Below are 16,320 nucleotides of genomic sequence, written 5' to 3'. Positions count from 1 at the left end.
TGCAACCGACAAGATCCTGATGAACTCTCAGACTATCGATGCCTCCGGTCTTGGTTTCAGGGGCGGTGGCGGCCGGGCCTTTACTGGTTCAGGTGCAGGCACGAGTTCAGACTATATTACGTCATCCGCTTATAACGCGAATGGCAGCAAGGGCGAAGGGATTGCAGGTACGCCGAAATACTTAAATCATAACAACTCTTTCCTCGACGTTTCCGGCACGGAAGGTTACCCTAATGGCAGCTATGCGAAGGGTGCTCCCGCAAATGCAGGTGGCGGCGGCACGGATGGTAACCCCGCCAATAACAACGACGAAAATACGGGCGGTGGCGGTGGCGCCAATGGCGGTGCCGGCGGATATGGCGGTAACTCCCGGAATTCGAATCTTGCCGTTGGTGGCAGGCCGGGATCCGTTTTCACCCAGGCTTCTGCTTCCCGTCTGATCATGGGCGGTGGCGGCGGAGCCGGAACAACCAACAACGCTACCGGTACGCCGGGTAATGGTTTTGCCAGCAGCGGCACGGCCGGCGGCGGCATTATTATTCTTATCGGACAGAATGGTATTACAGGTACGGGCACCATCAAGTCAAACGGTGTCTCGGCCAACAGTACCGTTCAGAACGACGGCTCTGGCGGCGGCGGCGCCGGTGGATCGGTTCTTGTCTATAGCGGCAACGGCACGACCAGCAACCTGACGATCCAGGCGAAGGGCGGCAACGGCGGCAGCAACGAGACTACAAGCGGTCCTTCTCACGGCCCGGGCGGCGGCGGTGGCGGCGGCGTCATCTACTCTAATGCGACACTGAACGCGGCCAGCACGGTAGCAGGCGGCGCTGCCGGAACCACCAACGGCCAGACCACCACTTATGGGGCGACAGCCGGTAGCATCGGCGCCATGATCACCACCATGAGCGCTTCCGCTCCTGCCCAGGTACCGCTGAGCTGTGTCACTTTGCCCGTCAGCTTCCTCGGAATTACAGCTGTAAAGAATGGCGACGCAGCGGACCTCAACTGGCAGGTAGCATACGAAATAAATACGCTGAAATATGTCGTCGAACGCAGCACGGACGGCATCAATTTCTCTGATATTGGCAGCACCCCATTCAAAGAAGGCAATAGTCTGAATAACGCTTATCTGTATTCGGATAAGGATCTCCCGGCAGGTAGCGGCAAGATCTACTATCGTATCCGCGAGGTAGACGTGGATGGCACTGTCGCCTATAGCAGGACGGTATCGGTTCAGCAGAGCGGACTTGCGGGCAAGCTCTCGGTGTATCCCAACCCTGCCCGGACCTCAGTCACCGTCAGCTTTAACCACAGTGCCGGCGGCATGGTCAGCCTGCGTCTGTTCGACCTGAAGGGTAGCCTTATGTGGCAGCAGCAACAGACAGCTGCTGCGGGTCAGAATAATGTACAAATAGACTATATCCGCAACCTTCCCGCGGGTGTTTACATTCTGCAAGTGGTTTGATGGGCTGACCCCGGAACAAACGAAAATTCTGGTGGATCGCTAATGGCAAGTAGTTAACCCCCTCATATCGCGGCGGCGGCGGCTGAGGCAGTCGCCGTTTTTTATTTGAGCCGGCCGGTTTTGGGCCGGTCTACCCCAATCAGGCCCCGCGCCAATTCAACGATAACGGCCCCCACCTCAATAATAAGTATAATTCGTACTGACCTGGAATGTCTGTCCGGCCAGAGAGCCGCCTGTAAAGGTCTGGGACCCATTTTTTGCGGAGGGCGTCTTGTCGTTGTTATACGTGAAAGTATAGGTAACCACGTTGTCGTTCAAATGGGTATCCTGCGTAAAAGTTTCCTTTCGCGCGTTGTTCTTCTGCAGGCGGAACCGCTGGAACAGAAGCAGATGGTCGTTGAACGGGACATGGATAAGGCTGAAGTCGTCCACATTTATTTTGTCGTCATACTGCTCGAATAAAGTCGTGTCGTTGGTTTCCGGCGTGACGCCGTCGAACGACGGGCGGCGCTGAGCGATCGTCCTGACATTCCCGTCGGGATAGTAGTCCATCTTTAGCGTGCGATCGACGAAATAACCGACGTTCTCAACTTTCTGGCTCCAGTCGATCTCTCTTACCAGGTCGCCGTTGTACAGGAATTCGACCAGCCGGTAAACGACGTTCGACCTATTGATGAATTTGATCAGTTCCAGTTTGCCGTCCGGGCCATAAGAATACCGCAGTGTATCGTGGTTGGCGAGGTTGATATTCCTCATCTCCGCGATCTTATTCCCGTTGTAAATGACCTCATAGTCGCTGAATCCGCTGGCAAAATTGACATTGGAGGGGAGACTGTCCTGCCGGTAATCGAAATGATAAAATGGCGAAGGGAGATGGGGGATCACCACATCCTTTAGCAGGATCTTTTGGGCCGGCTGGGGCTCCGGAGGAGGGGGCATATGGATGGGGTGGTCTTTTTTGCACGCAAACAGGAGTAACGCGCAGATCGTCAGTGTCAGAGCATAGGTCGGCTTCATCTTGCAAATTTTGCCATAAAGCTAATCCGTCGGCGGCCACGATTTGGCGGGAATGACCCAAGGGAGGCGGGTGGGATTCCAACGGTACCATCGGCTATCCCGCCGGCCTAACCCTCGCAGATCACCCTTCCCTGGTATTCCCGACATCGCCTACCTCATAGTCCTCCGCCCTGACAAATGTCAGGAGGCTTCCGCTTTTTAGTACCGGCAGCATCGAATTGCCGAATGCTTTCATTCTTCCCTCGCCGGCCGCGGCCAGCTCATTCTTTAATCGTTCATACTTATTCATTTGGTTTGGATTTGATGAGTTCCCCTTGATGGACACACATTCCATAGAGATCCGGGAAGGCTGGAAGAAATATTATCTCATATGTTCGTTGGCGTGGATCGGCATTATGTCTGCTGGATTTATCCTACCGGGGCAACGAAAAGACTCGATTGATTTTTTCCTGCACAACTGGTCCTTTGCCAAGCCCCTCTTTATATTTTTTTTGCCGCAATCCCTGCCATTTGCCTTTTCTACTATTTTGACAAGAGAGTCAAGATACGCATAGATGCTGGAGGTATCTGGTCCAGAAGAAACGGCAGTCTTGCGTGGGACGATATATGGTACTTCAATTTCAAGTTCCGGAGAATGGACAAAAGTTTTGACGATATCCGGGCTGTAGTAGAGTACTATGCCGGCAGGCATGGAATTGAGGACCTGGGACACGAGAGTGAAGTTTGACTGCCGGCATTATAGAGCTCGAAGGACTTCAAAAAATCCGTCTGTCCCCAGTGCTCCTTATATTTCCCGTCTTCCAGCCGGATCATATCAATGACCTGTATCTCCACAAACCGGTTGGTCGGGGCTATTCCCATTATCTCTCCCGTATGCGTGCCGGTAATCTTTTTCCGCGTGGTAACAAAGTCGCCCTCGGCGACCTGCTCCAGAATCTCCACTTTGCAGTCCGGGAACCCTTTGCGCAGAACCCCGTTGAGGAAGGCACTAAAACTTTCCTTGCCATTAGGTCTTCCCGCCGGCGCTGAATGGTTGACCACGTCCCCGGCCAATAATTCTTCGAAGGAAGTGGCCAGCCCCTGCTCGATACATTCGTGGTTGAAGCGGCTCACGATCGCCTTGTTCTGTTCGGTAGTGTAGCTCATATTTACGTTTTTGTCCCACAAAGATGCGGATATGAGCCACCGTGATGTTAGGTCTGCCAGCCCAAAAACTAGTCCTCCAAGGTCAGGCGTTTCTTATAATCTTTTGGTGCAACCCCAAAATGCTTGCGGAAGGATTTTGTAAAGCCTGAATGCGTTTCGAAACCCAGCTTGAACCAGATCTCCGCGGGCTTCTCCTTTTGTCTGGCCAGCATCTGCGCCGCCAGCTGCATCTTTTGCGCGAGTATCCATGTATTGGGCGACTCACCGTAGATCCTGTTGAACTGCCTTTTGAATGTGGACGCGCTCAGGTTGCAGAGAAAGGCCATCTCGTCGATCCCCAAATTGTTGACCAGATTGGACTCGACGACTTTACGGATGATCATTTCGGTGGAGCCCAGCTGTGCCCTGTTTTTGAAGGCCAGAAACGCCCGCGTGTGGTTCTCCAGCAGGTAGAGCAAAAGCTCCTGCAGCTTGATGCGCTTCATGGGTAACGAGAGATGGGCGGCGTTTTTCAGCATCAGCGTCAGCGAATCGATATAGTGATTTATAAACTCATCTTTCCCGAAAGCCACATACGCGCTGGGTTTTACCTTTGCCGATCTCATAGCTTTTTCGATAAAAGCGGCGTTTTGAAGGAAAAAATCGGCCAGTTCTTTATCGTCGAAAAAGATGAGGATGCTTCTGAACGTCTTCTGCCTCGATATGTCCACCGATGCGATGCAGCGGCCGGCGGAAAGGATATGAATCTCCCTGTCATTTGGGCTGACCGTCGTTTCGGTGAAGGTCATGGTCTTTTCTCCTTCGATCACGAGGCTGATGGCATTGCAGTCGAGGACGGTTTTTTCCCGGACTACGTTTCTGGCGGAGTTGAAGGCGTGAATAATGATGCTATTGTCCGCGGTTGGCCCGGCGGAAGATATGTCCTGGGGAAGGTTGTGAATTTTCATCCTGCGTCGCGATAAAGGAATTTTGGCCAATCCGCCCGTGCAAGTTACAGCGGATCGCCGACATGTCGGATCCCGTGTATCAAACCAGAACATCGTATCGTATCAAAACCGGACGACGGGAAGAACCACAGAGCGCGCAACTATCTGAGCTCTACCGCCGTAGAAGACGGGCACGGTATTAGTTGCCCCCTGGACATTCTATTACACTATGCTCTACAACTTCTTCAGGCTAGCCGTCAGGACGCTCAAAAAACAAAAATGGTATACTTCGCTGAATGTCCTTGGCCTATCCCTGGGCATTGCCGGAGGGCTGCTGCTTTTTCAGTTCATCACCTGGAATCTCGGATTTGACCGGTATCACCGGAAATCGGGTCAGCTGTACCGGGTCGTGTCCAGCCTTCATCTGGATGACGGATCGGTCGTGTACGAGCCGGGGGCGCCGCTGGATCTGGCCGCCTCTCTGAAGGAACAGGTCCCGGAAGTAAGGGACTATACCGTATTGCTGAAGGTCCCCACGGTAACGGTTGCATTCCCCGGCGCTGCGGGACGCAGGCTTTTCACGGAAAAGGAGACGCTGGCGTTTGTTTCACCCAACTGGTTCAGTTTTTTCGACTATACCTGGCTGAAAGGCAGTCCGGCCTCCCTCCAGGAACCGCATACGGTCGCCATCACCCAAAGACTTGCGGCAAAATATTTTGGAAACGAAGACCCCATCGGCAAAACGATCAGTTTCGATGAGGGCTTTACTGCCAGGATCACCGGCATACTGGAAGACCTCCCCTCCAACACCGACCTGCAGACGGAGCTGTTCCTGTCAAGATCGAGCTTTTCCGCCTGGCGCCCCGAAGTCGAAAGGGAGATGCACGCTTCCTGGGGATTCATCAATGCCTGGGCCCAGTCCTTTGTATGGATGCCGTCCGGCGTAAACGCGGGCAAGATCGAAAAAACGATTGACCGACTGAAGACGCAGCATTTCAGCGCCGATGTGCGGAACGTTTATCGTTTTGATCTGCAGCCGCTGAAGGAGATCCATTTTGACGCCCGCTACGGCGACACCATTCGGATGTCCCTTCTCGTTACATTGGGTATCGTGGCGGCCTTTCTCCTGCTGATCGCCTGCTTCAACTTCATCAATCTGGCAACGGCACAGAGCGGAAGACGGGCACAGGGAGATCGGGACGCGAAAGGTGCTGGGCGGGACGGCTGCTTCCATATTCTGGCAGTTTATGATCGAAACCGCCTGTATCGTGTTGCTGGCGGCGGCGTTGTCCCTTGTTTGGGTCTGGCTGGCGCTTCCCGTATTCCGCAACTGGCTGCAGACCCGTCTGCCGTTCGACCTCCTTCGGGACAGAACGTTATGTGGCTTCCTGCTGCTGCTGATCTTTTTCGTCACGGTGGTGGCCGGAGCCTATCCGGCCCTGATCGTCAGCCGGTGGAAACCGATCACCGCACTCAAGCAGCAGACTTCGGGATCGCTGTCTGCGCTTTTCCGGAAGGTGCTCGTCGTTCTGCAGCACGTCGTCGTACAGGCGTTGATCATCTGCACCCTCATTATTACGCTGCAAATCAGATACGTGAAGAATGCCGACCCCGGCTTTAATAAAGAGTCGGTCCTGCTGGTGCCGGTCCCCGACAAAAACAAGCTGGATTGGCTGAAGCAGCGGCTGCTGGCCGATCCGGGCATACACTCCGTGAGTTTCTGCTATGCGGCTCCGCAGACCGGACAAAGGTATCTGGCGGGATCGATCAGCTATGATACGCGGGCCTGGGAAAATTTTGCTTCGAGGTCGATCCCTGCGGACTCCGACTACCTGCATACTTTCCAGCTGAGACTGGTCGCCGGAAGAAACCTGCGGTCCGGCGACAGCAGCCACGAGGTGCTCATCAATGAGACCCTGCTCCATAAATTCGGATTCCACGAACCGGGCGAGGTGATCGGCCACCGGGTAGTGAATGGGGCTCTTGGCGACCTTCCCGGAACCATCGTGGGAGTTGTAAAAGACTTCAACGTGCAACCGTTGTACGGCGAGCTGTTACCGGTGATGATCACACCCTTCAGCGGCCGCTATAACTATGCCGCCATTAAGTTGGGTGCCGGCCGGCAGGAGGATTCCCGGCGGGTCATTCAAAAAACATGGCAGGCCGCGTACCCGGATAAAGTTTTTGAATATCGCTATGTAAACGACGAAATGGATTCTTTCTACCATAAGGACGAGCTGCTGAACAAGTTGATCGATGTTACGGCGTTGATCGCTATCCTTATCAGCTGTCTCGGTTTGTCGGGGCTGATCTCCTTTTTTGCCGCGCGCCGGACAAAGGAGATCGGCATTCGGAAAGTACTAGGCGCGACGGTTCCCGGCATCGTATACCTGCTTTCCAGGGATTTTCTGGTCATGGTAGCGGAGGCGCTGCTGGTTGCCGTTCCTCTGGCCTGGTATTTCATGAACGAGTGGCTTCACAACTTCGCTTACCGGATTGCTATCGGCTGGTGGATCTTTGCGCTGGCCGGTATATTGTCCGCGTTGATCGCGCTCTGTACTGTGGGTTATCAGTCCGTTCGCGCCGCACTGGTCAATCCCGTGAAGAGTCTCCGATCGGAGTGATGGATGGTTGGCGGGGTTGAAATAAAGGAACTACCTTTAGTCCAAACCACTACTATGACCGAACTAAGAGCCCTCTTCGATATCTACAAGGATGCTGTCTTTAAAAAAGATGCTGCGCTGTTTGCTACTATCTTCGATGATAGCGTACATGTTTTCGATCTCTGGGAATGGACCTTTGAGGGACTACCCGCCTGGCGCGGGAATGGCGGATGGCTGGTTTGAATGGTTGGGGAAAAGCAAGGAAACTTGCGCCGTCGAGTTCAGCGATATTCAGGTCACAGAGGCTGGTGAAATGGGTTACGCCCACGCCGTTGTAAAATATACGGGGATATCGGACACCGGTGAGAGGCTTCGGTCCCTGTTCAACCGGCTGACCTGGGTGGGCGTGAAAAGGAATGGGACCTGGAAAATTATTCATGAGCATACATCCGCTCCCGCGGACAGGGAAACGCTGAAGGTGATCCTGGAGCGACCCTCAAAGTAGCAATGTGCTTTCTCTTAATGACCATCATTATTTTTGAATTCGACCCTTTTTTAGTTATGATTCGACCCAACCGACTGGAATTTCATCTGTTATTTAGTTTTCTTCTTTGCTCCGGGACGCTCTTCGCGCAGGTCTCCACATACCGGACTAATGACAATCCCAATTCGCCGGAGCATCACTATCCGGGCGTCCGGGATACGCTGCTTAGGAACGGAGTATTTAGCCATAGAATACGGACGGACAGCGTGTTTTACGACGACCAGCTCACGTTTGTCAATAAGGATACTGCAGTATTCTTTCTTAACAGCATGGGTTCAAGGCTAAGTGAGATACCCTGTGCGGCATTTTATAGGGTAGCACCCCTGAACAGGTATTATCAGCAATCCGGCCTTGTGACGGATTACTATTTGGACAATGATAGTGTTGCTGCTCGGTTGTCTTATGACAATGCTGTATTGGATGGGCCTTGTTGGTTCTATTTCAGAAATGGACTGGTTCGTGAAAAAGGCATTTATACAAAAAATGCCAGGAGAGGGATCTGGGATTTCTATTTTGAAAATGGGCAAAAAGAGAAGTCTGTCCAGTATACAGACAGTGGTGTTTATCTGATAGACTGTTTTAGCAAGGATGCTCAGACGTTGGCGCACGAAGGTAACGGTCGGTTCGAAGGCACGGTGCTTACCGGCAACTATTCGAGTACCACCGAGTTGAAGATCGTGGGTTCCGTGAAAGAGGGTTTGCCGGATGGCGAGTGGAAGCTATATAGCAAATTCTTGCGGGAACCGTTATTTGTGGAACAGTTTTCGTCCGGGAGGTTTATTCGTGGAGTCTCGACGGCGATCAGGCTCACAAAGGACTACGATCAGAATCCTATCAGTACTGTAGCAGGCGTAGAGCCGGTTGAGGCAATGGATTATTACGCGCATAATGATTTCTGCAGATTGGCCGGAAAAAAGTAAGGGCTCTGTCGGGCGATCTGTCTGTCGACCCTTATGCTGAGATCGATCGTGGAATAAAAAATATTAAAGACTGGCAAATACAGTGATTACAAGTGGCTGGGTGCTGCTGGATGTGAAATATGATCAACGAAGCCGGGTTATTGCGAAGTCTGTTCGCTTATATCAGGAAAACGAGGCCTTCCGGAATGAACTTCTCTCGATGCTTGATCACCTGATGAGGCCGAGTACACTTGAAGTGGATGGAAAGGATATCCCCTTTGAAAGATTCTATGTCGTGCTGGTGGAAGCTAATGAGGCTGTGATCCCGGAAGAATTTCTGGACAAGCGCCGGCGGGCTGCGCTGATTAACACTTTCAGCACGAAAAGGAAATAAATGAAAACTTACAGGTTTATTAAAGCAGCCTGCTACCCCCAACATTTAAGGCGTTGGCTTAAATATTAAAATTAAGCCACTAAGGGTTTTAGACGAAGCGCAGATCGAGTATTTTCTCTGTCCTGCCTGAGTCCTTGGCCTAGGCGTTCTTGCTGTCATTGAAAAGGCGTGTAAAATCGGAGAGATTTGGTTGGGCGGATTTGTCGACGGGATCGAAGCCTCCATTATATACCGAATATCTTTACCATCCGACTCAAAGAAGAGAATTTAAACTGTATTCTCATATTCTCCAGTCAGCCAGTAATAAATTCATCGAACTGATATAAAGCCATACACGAAATTAAGCCTTGTATACAAAAAAGGCCCCATTTCCGGGACCTGACTAGTGCGTTGCAAAAATAAAGGCCGCATTTCTGCGACCTTTAAAGCGTGGTGTGGGGCGGGATCGAACCGCCGACACAAGGATTTTCAGTCCTTTGCTCTACCGACTGAGCTACCGCACCAGCTACCCAAGTTTTGTATTGGGGTTGCGAAGATAGGGTTTTTTGGGTATAATTTCGAAATAATTGGAGGGGAAATCCTCAAAAATTTCGTGAACCGTCACTACAGGCCGGGTCCGTGAACCGCGGGTTTCGCGGGAGACGTGAACCATTGTCCGGAGGGTGTGAACCGCGGGTCCGAGAACCGGCCGGATCACCTGGTCCCTGAACCAGTCGCCGCGAGGCGTGAACAACTACCCGGAAAGTGAACCGCCGCCACAGAACCCGCGCCGCGTCAGTTACATCCCATATTCACTCAGAAACTTAATCCGCATCAGCTTGAGCTGCTCCCAGGTAAAATTGCCCTCGGAGAGCTCCTGCTGCGCCACCTGGAGGCTGGACGTCTCACAGCTTTTGAAATAGTCGATGATCTCGTCCTGTTCGTATTCGTCGAGCATCTCGTCGACGGCATAGTCGAGGTTCAGCTTTGTGCCGCTGGCCGCAATCGTCTCCATATCTTCCAGAAGGGCATCCAGGCGGAGGTCCTTGTTCTTCGCAATGGTCTCCAGCGGGATCTTTTTGTCGACCTGCTGAATGATATAGACTTTGTTGACGCTCTTATTGACGACGCTCTTCATAATGAAGTCGTCGGGCTTTTGAATATCGTGTTCCTCTACGTACTTGGCGATCAACTCGATGAAGGGTTTGCCATAACGAAGGGCCTTCCCCTTGCTGACGCCCTGGCATTTTTCCAGCTCGAGGGTCGTAGTGGGATAGAGGGTGGCCATGTCCTGGAGGGAGGTCTCCAAAAAGATCACAAACGGCGGAAGCGCTTTTTTCTTAGCCTCTTTTTGACGCAAATCCTTCAGCAGCTCGAACAGCTTCTCGTCGGTGGCGGTAGTACCGGCGGCTTCTGTATTCTCCTCTTCGTCGTCGGCGTTGGCCTCTTCAAAAAGGTTATTGAGAATGATCTTGAAGGACTTCGGTTTCTTCAGGAAGTCTTCGCCCTTTTTGGTGATCTTGAGGACGCCATACTCTTCGATGTCTTTCTTCAGCATATCCTCGAGCTGCATCTGGCGGATCAGCGAATTCCAGACGTGTTCCGGCTCGTCTTTGCCGATGCCGAACTCCGCAATACCCTCGTGGCGGAACATCTGTATCTGGGGCGTCAGCCTTCCCATCAGGATGCTGATCACATATCCTGTCGCGAAACGTTCGTCGAGGGCCTTGATGGTCCTGAGTACTTTGACGGCGTTGTCCTTAGCCTCTACCTGCTCTTTGGGGTGGAGACAGTTGTCGCAGCTGCCGCAGTTCTCCGTCGTATATTCCTCGCCGAAATAGCTCATCAGCACCTTGCGGCGGCAGACGCCGGCCTCCGCAAAACCGACCATTTCATTGATCAGCTGCGCGCCGACCTCTCTTTCGCTGAGGGGCTTGTCCTTCATCAGATGTTCGAGCTTGGCGACGTCCTTGTGAGAGTAGTACAGGATACAGTTGCCTTCCAGTCCGTCGCGGCCGGCGCGACCCGTCTCCTGGTAGTAGTTCTCAATCGACTTGGGAATATTAAAATGAATGACAAATCTGATGTCCGGCTTGTCGATGCCCATCCCGAAGGCGATGGTTGCGACGATGACCTGTACGTCCTCGTTGAGGAAGAGGTCTTGTCTTTCCGCCCGCAGCTTGCTGTCGAGGCCTGCGTGGTAGGCTACCGCCTTGATGCCGTTGGCTACGAGCATGTCGGCCAGCTCTTCGGTCGTTTTCCGGTTCAGCGTATAAATGATCCCGCTCTTTCCTTTTTGCTGGATAATATAGCGGACGATGCTCTTTATCGTTTGGTCCTTCTTGATCTTGGGCTGGATCTCGTAGTAGAGGTTCGGCCGGTTGAAGGAAGATATGAATATGTTGGGTTCGCGGAGGCCGAGGTTTTTGACGATATCGCTCTTTACCTTGGGCGTGGCCGTCGCGGTCAGCGCAATAACAGGAATGTCGGGGCTGATCTGGTCCATCATCTCGCGGAGCCGCCGGTATTCGGGCCGGAAATCGTGTCCCCATTCCGAGATACAGTGCGCTTCGTCAACGGCGAAGAAGGATATTTTCAGATCGCTGAAGAACTCCATATTCTCCTGCTTGGTCAGCGTTTCCGGCGCGACATAGAGCATTTTGGTATGCCCGTTGAGGAGGTCTTCGTGAACTTCGCGGATCTGTTTCTTGCTGAGAGTAGAGTTGAGAAAGTGGGCCACGCTGTCCTTGCTGCTGTAGCTGCGGACGAGATCGACCTGATTTTTCATCAGGGCGATCAGCGGGCTTACGATGATCGCCACCCCCTCGCTGATGATGGCGGGCAGCTGATAGCAAAGGCTCTTGCCCCCGCCAGTCGGCATGATAACAAAAGTATCCTTACCCGAGAGTAAGCTCTGGATAATAGCGTCCTGATTATCTTTAAATGCGTCGAAACCAAACTGTTCCTGCAGGTGTGCGAGCAGAGAAGTAGACGGTGCAGGGTTTACTTTGACAGTTGAAGTCTTGCTACTAACGGTCTTGGCCTTGGTTTTTCTGGTGGTGGTGGTGGTTTTTTTTGTTTCGGTTGTTGCCATGCTCAAAAGTTTTCTTCCTCACTTTTTACCAAAACTGGAGCGAATCCAGTTCGTACCCCCGCACGAGGCGGAGCGTACTATCGAAAGAACCCCTTAGGAATATTGATATTTCAGTACTGGAGGTCGTCCAGTGAAGGATAAGCCCGGGCTGTTCTTGGTTTTTTAAGGGATGGCGAAGTTACACAAAAAGGGGGTAAGCCCGAAGCTGGAATGTGTTAAAATTGAGAAGCAGGATCGCAGTTTATATGAAAATTCATCATACGTCTCTGGTTTGCTAAAAAGCTAATTCATTGTCTTTCAACTTTTTTATTCGCAACCCCGGCAATTATTCTATAAAGGGCCTAAAGGATGAACAGTTATCCCCAAATCAGAAATGCGGTATCAGAGAATGGGAGGCCGTTTAGTCAATTTGATATAAGTTTGTGACTTATATTATTATGAGCAGGGGCAAGAACATCATCGAGATAGGAAAGAATTCGGTCCGGATGGAGGCCGCTGCCGTTGCAGCCCTGGAACAGCTGATCGACCACCAGTTCGAAAAAGCAGTTGAGTTGATCCATTCCTGTAAAGGCAGAGTTATCGTCAGCGGCATCGGAAAAAGCGCCATTATCGCACAAAAGATTGTTGCGACTTTTAACTCAACCGGAACTCCGGCAGTCTTTTTGCATGCAGCAGATGCGATACATGGAGATCTGGGTATGGTGCAGGAGCAGGACGTGGTCATGATACTGAGTAAGAGCGGCGAAAGCCCCGAGATCAAAGTGCTGCTCTCCCTGATACGGGGATTCGGCAACACCCTGATATCCATCGTTGGAAATGTACAATCGGTGCTTGCACGACAGTCTGATATTGTGTTGGATGCCTCGGTCTCGCAGGAAGCCTGTATGAATAATCTGGCTCCTACCAGCAGTACGACGACGCAGCTCGTTATGGGAGACGCACTTGCCATAGCCCTGATGGAGCTGCGCGGATTTGGCAGCGATGAATTTGCCCGCTTTCATCCCGGTGGGACACTGGGGAAAAAACTCTACTTAAGGGTTCAGGATATTTATATCCACAATAAAAAACCCCGGGTAAGCCCGGAAACGGCCCTTCGCGAGGTCATTATCGAGATCACCGGAAGCCGGCTGGGCGCGACCGCGGTCACCGACGAAGGCGGCCAGCTGCTGGGTGTCATCACCGACGGAGACCTCCGCCGGATGCTGGAGACGAAGGGAATGACGGAGGGACTGCTGGCGAAAGATATTATGACGGTGCGACCCAAAACGATCGACGCAGAGTCTCTTGCCATCGAAGCGCTCCGACCTCATGCGGGTTCATGACATAACCCGTCTTGTCGTGACGAGCAGCGATCAATATCTTGGATTTGTAGATTTGAATAATCTTATAAGCGAAGGGATACTATAAACCATCCGTATACGGGATCCCGCCGCCGGAATAGTTGAACAACAGAAGACTTATAAAAAATGAACAAACATCACTACGTGGTCATCATGGCCGGAGGCATTGGCAGCCGGTTCTGGCCCATGAGCCGTCAGGACTTTCCCAAACAGTTCCTCGACATCCTGAACACAGGGAAAACGCTTATCCAATGGACATTTGACCGTTTTGCCAGCTTTATCCCGCTGGAAAATATCTATGTTGTGACCTCACAGGAATATTCGGAGATCGTAAAGGAACAGCTGCCCGATCTGCCCGTCGCGAATATCCTCGGAGAACCCTCCCGCAAGAACACGGCCCCCTGTATCGCCTATATCTCTTTCAAACTCCAGCAGAAGGATCCACAGGCCTCCCTTATCGTAGCGCCTGCCGACCACCTGATCCCTCGACAAAACGGGTTTTGTAAAGGTCTGCCTTGAGGCGCTAAGCTTTGTCAACAAGCACAACGCCTTTATTACCCTCGGAATAAAGCCCACCTACCCCAACACGGGATACGGCTATATCCAGTACGAACAGCACGCCGTTTCGGACAACGTTTTCAAGGTAAAGACCTTCACCGAAAAGCCGAACCTCGAGCTGGCCAAGACCTTTCTTGCCAGCGGCGACTTCCTGTGGAACGCCGGCATATTCGTCTGGCAGGTAAAGAATATCATACAAGCCTTCGAAAGATATCTTCCGGAGATGTACGACGTCTTTTCCGCGGACAAGGACAAGTTCAATACGCCCGCCGAAAAAGAAGCGCTTCAGTCCGTCTATCCCCTGTGTACAAATATCTCCATCGACTTTGGTATCATGGAAAAAGCGGATAATGTCTATGTTATCCCGTCTTCTTTTGGATGGAGCGACCTGGGTACCTGGAACAGCGCCTACGAAAATCTGCAAAAGGACTACCTGGAGAACGCCGTTGCCGGAGACAATGTCATCGTCATCGACGCCAGCCGGTGTATGGTGCACGCGCCCAATGACAAACTGGTGCTCCTTCAGGGTCTGGACAATTTTATCGTCGTGGACACGAATGATGTCCTGCTGATCTGCAAACGGGATAAAGAACAGGAGATCAAAGAATATGTAGCCGAAGTAAGACGGAATAAAGGAGATCAGTATCTTTAGGTGAGAACCGAAAGATATGGCCTCTCCCTATCCGCTGCATACTATATTATTCCTCGACATCGAAACGGTGTCCCAGTATTCCGCATTCGGCGAGCTTCCTCCCGAATGGCAGGAGCTCTGGCGCCATAAGGCCGAGGCCCTGCTCAGGGACAAGCTGCCGGCTACACCCGAAGAGATCTATGGCCGCTCGGCTATCTATGCCGAATTCGGCAAGGTCGTCTGCATCAGCTGCGGCGTCCTCTCCGGGCCTCCCGCCGGGAGAAAGCTTTCGATCAAGTCATTTTATGGCGACGATGAGAAAGACCTTCTGACCCGATTCTGCGACCTGCTCAACAAGCTGGGGATCGGAGGGACAAAAATACCTCTGCGCCCACAACGGAAAGGAATTCGACTTTCCCTATCTCTGCCGGCGCATGGTCATCCACAGTATGAAGCTGCCTTCCGTCCTGAACCTCTCGGGTAAAAAGCCGTGGGAGATACCCCATATCGATACGATGGAACTCTGGAAATTCGGAGAGTACAAGAACTTTATCTCGCTGAACCTGCTGGCCCACGCGCTGGGAATACCGACGCCGAAAGACGATATCGTCGGCAGCCAGGTCGGAGAGGTCTATTGGGCACAGCGCGATCTCCTTCGGATCGTGACCTACTGCCAAAAGGACGTGGTGACCGCGGCGCAGGTCTATCTCCGTCTGCAGGGCGAGACCCAAATACGTCCCGAAAACATAGAAATCAAATCATGAGCACGTCAACTCCAGGAATTGAAAGCAAACTCCCCGATGTCGGCACTACGATCTTTACCGTTATGAGCTCGCTGGCCGCAGAGCTGGGAGCAGTCAATCTTGGACAGGGTTTTCCCGATTTTCCGATGAGCGAACGGCTGGTTGCTCTTGTTGACCAGGCCATGCGGGATGGCTACAACCAATACGCGCATATGAACGGCCTCGCGTCACTCAGGGAAGTGCTGGCGGAAAAGATCGCGGGACTGTACGGCACCGCCGTGAGCCCCGATACCCAGATCACGATAACTCCAGGCGGAACATATGCTATCTATACGGCGCTGACGACGATACTGCGGCCCGGCGACGAGGTCATCGTCTTTGAACCCGCCTACGATAGCTATATCCCCAATGTCATTATTAACGGCGGGGTAGCGGTGCGGATCGCACTGAGCTTTCCGGAATATAAGATCGACTGGGAGGAGGTGAGAAGAAAGATTACCCCCCGCACCCGGCTGATCATGCTCAATACCCCCCATAACCCCACGGGCTCTGTCTTAAGACCGGAGGATATGGAGCAGCTGCAAAGCATTGTGGCGGGAACGCCAATCTTCGTTCACTGCGACGAGGTATACGAGCACCTGATCTTCGACGGGATTCCGCACTGTTCGATACTCCGTTATCCCGATCTGCTCGAAAGAAGTTTTGTCTCCTTTTCCTTCGGCAAGGTCTATCACTGTACCGGCTGGAAACTGGGGTATAGCGTGTCGTCACCGGCATTGATGAAGGAGTTCCGGAAAGTACACCAGTTCAACTGCTTCAGCTGCCATACACCGTCGCAGGTCGGGCTGGCAAAATATCTCACGGACAAGGATAGCTATTTGTCGCTGAGCAGCTTCCTGCAGCGCAAACGCGATCTGTTCGGCAGCCTGATGACCGCCACGAAATTCACCCCCTACCCTCTTACGGAAGCTATTTTCA

16 protein-coding genes, 1 tRNA gene and 4 pseudogenes are annotated in these 16,320 nt (G+C 52.4%); 14 read left to right on the top strand and 7 right to left on the bottom strand.

All coding sequences use genetic code 11. The features are described 5' to 3' along the window. The first annotated feature begins 19 nt into the window (after nucleotides 1-19). Nucleotides 20-1,468, top strand: a complete 1,449-nt coding sequence (locus tag ACQ86N_RS44575) for a T9SS type A sorting domain-containing protein (RefSeq protein ID WP_431217849.1) — start codon at nucleotides 20-22, stop codon at nucleotides 1,466-1,468. A 177-nt stretch (nucleotides 1,469-1,645) separates the two neighbouring features. Here ACQ86N_RS44575 and ACQ86N_RS44570 read toward each other — a convergent pair whose 3' ends face one another. The 5 genes from ACQ86N_RS44570 to ACQ86N_RS44550 all read right to left on the bottom strand — a co-directional run bounded on the left by ACQ86N_RS44570 (nucleotide 1,646) and on the right by ACQ86N_RS44550 (nucleotide 4,578). Next, the gene (locus tag ACQ86N_RS44570; RefSeq protein WP_431212679.1) at nucleotides 1,646-2,485 is read right to left on the bottom strand and encodes a hypothetical protein; all 840 of its coding nucleotides are present in this window, start codon (nucleotides 2,483-2,485) and stop codon (nucleotides 1,646-1,648) included. A 121-nt stretch (nucleotides 2,486-2,606) separates the two neighbouring features. Next, nucleotides 2,607-2,774, bottom strand: coding sequence for a hypothetical protein (locus tag ACQ86N_RS44565; RefSeq protein WP_431212678.1), 168 nt, complete (start codon nucleotides 2,772-2,774; stop codon nucleotides 2,607-2,609). A 72-nt stretch (nucleotides 2,775-2,846) separates the two neighbouring features. Then, nucleotides 2,847-3,176 (bottom strand): hypothetical protein, encoded by a 330-nt coding sequence (locus ACQ86N_RS44560; RefSeq protein ID WP_431212677.1) that lies wholly within the window; start codon nucleotides 3,174-3,176, stop codon nucleotides 2,847-2,849. Next, entirely contained in the window at nucleotides 3,161-3,631 is a 471-nt protein-coding gene (locus tag ACQ86N_RS44555) for an ester cyclase (RefSeq protein WP_431212676.1), read from the bottom strand. Before ACQ86N_RS44555 ends, ACQ86N_RS44560 begins: the two co-directional genes overlap by 16 nt. A gap of 68 nt (nucleotides 3,632-3,699) precedes the next feature. Next, nucleotides 3,700-4,578, bottom strand: coding sequence for a helix-turn-helix domain-containing protein (locus ACQ86N_RS44550; RefSeq protein WP_431212675.1), 879 nt, complete (start codon nucleotides 4,576-4,578; stop codon nucleotides 3,700-3,702). 208 nt (nucleotides 4,579-4,786) lie between these two features. Between ACQ86N_RS44550 and ACQ86N_RS44545 the strand changes: the two are divergent. From ACQ86N_RS44545 to ACQ86N_RS44515, 7 genes and pseudogenes are all read left to right on the top strand, one after another. Then, nucleotides 4,787-5,524 (top strand): annotated as a pseudogene (locus ACQ86N_RS44545) (ABC transporter permease); the annotation flags it as partial. A gap of 241 nt (nucleotides 5,525-5,765) precedes the next feature. Continuing rightward, nucleotides 5,766-5,951, top strand: a pseudogene (locus tag ACQ86N_RS44540) (hypothetical protein); the annotation flags it as partial. Nucleotides 5,952-6,152: 201 nt separating this feature from the next. After that, entirely contained in the window at nucleotides 6,153-7,181 is a 1,029-nt protein-coding gene (locus ACQ86N_RS44535; protein WP_431217848.1) for an ABC transporter permease, read from the top strand. 54 nt (nucleotides 7,182-7,235) lie between these two features. Further along, nucleotides 7,236-7,403, top strand: coding sequence for a hypothetical protein (locus ACQ86N_RS44530; protein ID WP_431212674.1), 168 nt, complete (start codon nucleotides 7,236-7,238; stop codon nucleotides 7,401-7,403). Then, the gene (locus ACQ86N_RS44525; RefSeq protein ID WP_431212673.1) at nucleotides 7,384-7,665 is read left to right on the top strand and encodes a YybH family protein; all 282 of its coding nucleotides are present in this window, start codon (nucleotides 7,384-7,386) and stop codon (nucleotides 7,663-7,665) included. The genes ACQ86N_RS44530 and ACQ86N_RS44525 overlap by 20 nt, the downstream gene beginning before the upstream one ends. A gap of 56 nt (nucleotides 7,666-7,721) precedes the next feature. Beyond that, a complete protein-coding gene (locus tag ACQ86N_RS44520) occupies nucleotides 7,722-8,624 on the top strand; it encodes a toxin-antitoxin system YwqK family antitoxin (RefSeq protein ID WP_431212672.1) in 903 nt (300 codons plus the stop codon). Between the two features lie 100 nt (nucleotides 8,625-8,724). Then, the gene (locus tag ACQ86N_RS44515) at nucleotides 8,725-8,997 is read left to right on the top strand and encodes a hypothetical protein (protein ID WP_431212671.1); all 273 of its coding nucleotides are present in this window, start codon (nucleotides 8,725-8,727) and stop codon (nucleotides 8,995-8,997) included. A gap of 430 nt (nucleotides 8,998-9,427) precedes the next feature. Here the strand turns inward: ACQ86N_RS44515 and ACQ86N_RS44510 are convergent. Together ACQ86N_RS44510 and recQ are read right to left on the bottom strand one after the other, a co-directional pair. Next, nucleotides 9,428-9,500 (bottom strand) — tRNA-Phe (locus ACQ86N_RS44510). A gap of 275 nt (nucleotides 9,501-9,775) precedes the next feature. Then, on the bottom strand, nucleotides 9,776-12,070 hold the full coding sequence (recQ, locus tag ACQ86N_RS44505; RefSeq protein ID WP_431212670.1) for a DNA helicase RecQ: 2,295 nt from the start codon (nucleotides 12,068-12,070) through the stop codon (nucleotides 9,776-9,778). A gap of 437 nt (nucleotides 12,071-12,507) precedes the next feature. Here recQ and ACQ86N_RS44500 point away from each other — a divergent pair, with 437 nt between their 5' ends. From ACQ86N_RS44500 to ACQ86N_RS44475, 6 genes and pseudogenes are all read left to right on the top strand, one after another. Next, nucleotides 12,508-13,392, top strand: coding sequence for a KpsF/GutQ family sugar-phosphate isomerase (locus tag ACQ86N_RS44500; protein WP_431212669.1), 885 nt, complete (start codon nucleotides 12,508-12,510; stop codon nucleotides 13,390-13,392). Nucleotides 13,393-13,536: 144 nt separating this feature from the next. Continuing rightward, nucleotides 13,537-13,929 carry a sugar phosphate nucleotidyltransferase gene (locus tag ACQ86N_RS44495; RefSeq protein ID WP_431212668.1) on the top strand — a complete coding sequence of 131 codons (393 nt, stop codon included), beginning with the start codon at nucleotides 13,537-13,539 and terminating at the stop codon, nucleotides 13,927-13,929. Between the two features lie 34 nt (nucleotides 13,930-13,963). Then, nucleotides 13,964-14,620 (top strand): mannose-1-phosphate guanylyltransferase, encoded by a 657-nt coding sequence (locus ACQ86N_RS44490; RefSeq protein ID WP_431217847.1) that lies wholly within the window; start codon nucleotides 13,964-13,966, stop codon nucleotides 14,618-14,620. 16 nt (nucleotides 14,621-14,636) lie between these two features. Then, a complete protein-coding gene (locus tag ACQ86N_RS44485) occupies nucleotides 14,637-15,083 on the top strand; it encodes a hypothetical protein (RefSeq protein WP_431212667.1) in 447 nt (148 codons plus the stop codon). Then, nucleotides 15,031-15,363 (top strand): annotated as a pseudogene (locus ACQ86N_RS44480) (3'-5' exonuclease); the annotation flags it as partial. The gene ACQ86N_RS44485 and the pseudogene ACQ86N_RS44480, both read left to right, overlap by 53 nt. Then, nucleotides 15,360-16,283 (top strand): annotated as a pseudogene (locus ACQ86N_RS44475) (methionine aminotransferase); the annotation flags it as partial. The pseudogenes ACQ86N_RS44480 and ACQ86N_RS44475, both read left to right, overlap by 4 nt. Between the last annotated feature and the right edge of the window lie 37 nt (nucleotides 16,284-16,320).

This window comes from Puia sp. P3 (genome assembly GCF_050632245.1).
In the GTDB taxonomy this organism is placed as follows: domain Bacteria; phylum Bacteroidota; class Bacteroidia; order Chitinophagales; family Chitinophagaceae; genus Puia.
The sequence above is the reverse complement of the archived record's forward strand: the minus strand, read 5'-3'. Positions and strand labels throughout refer to the sequence as shown.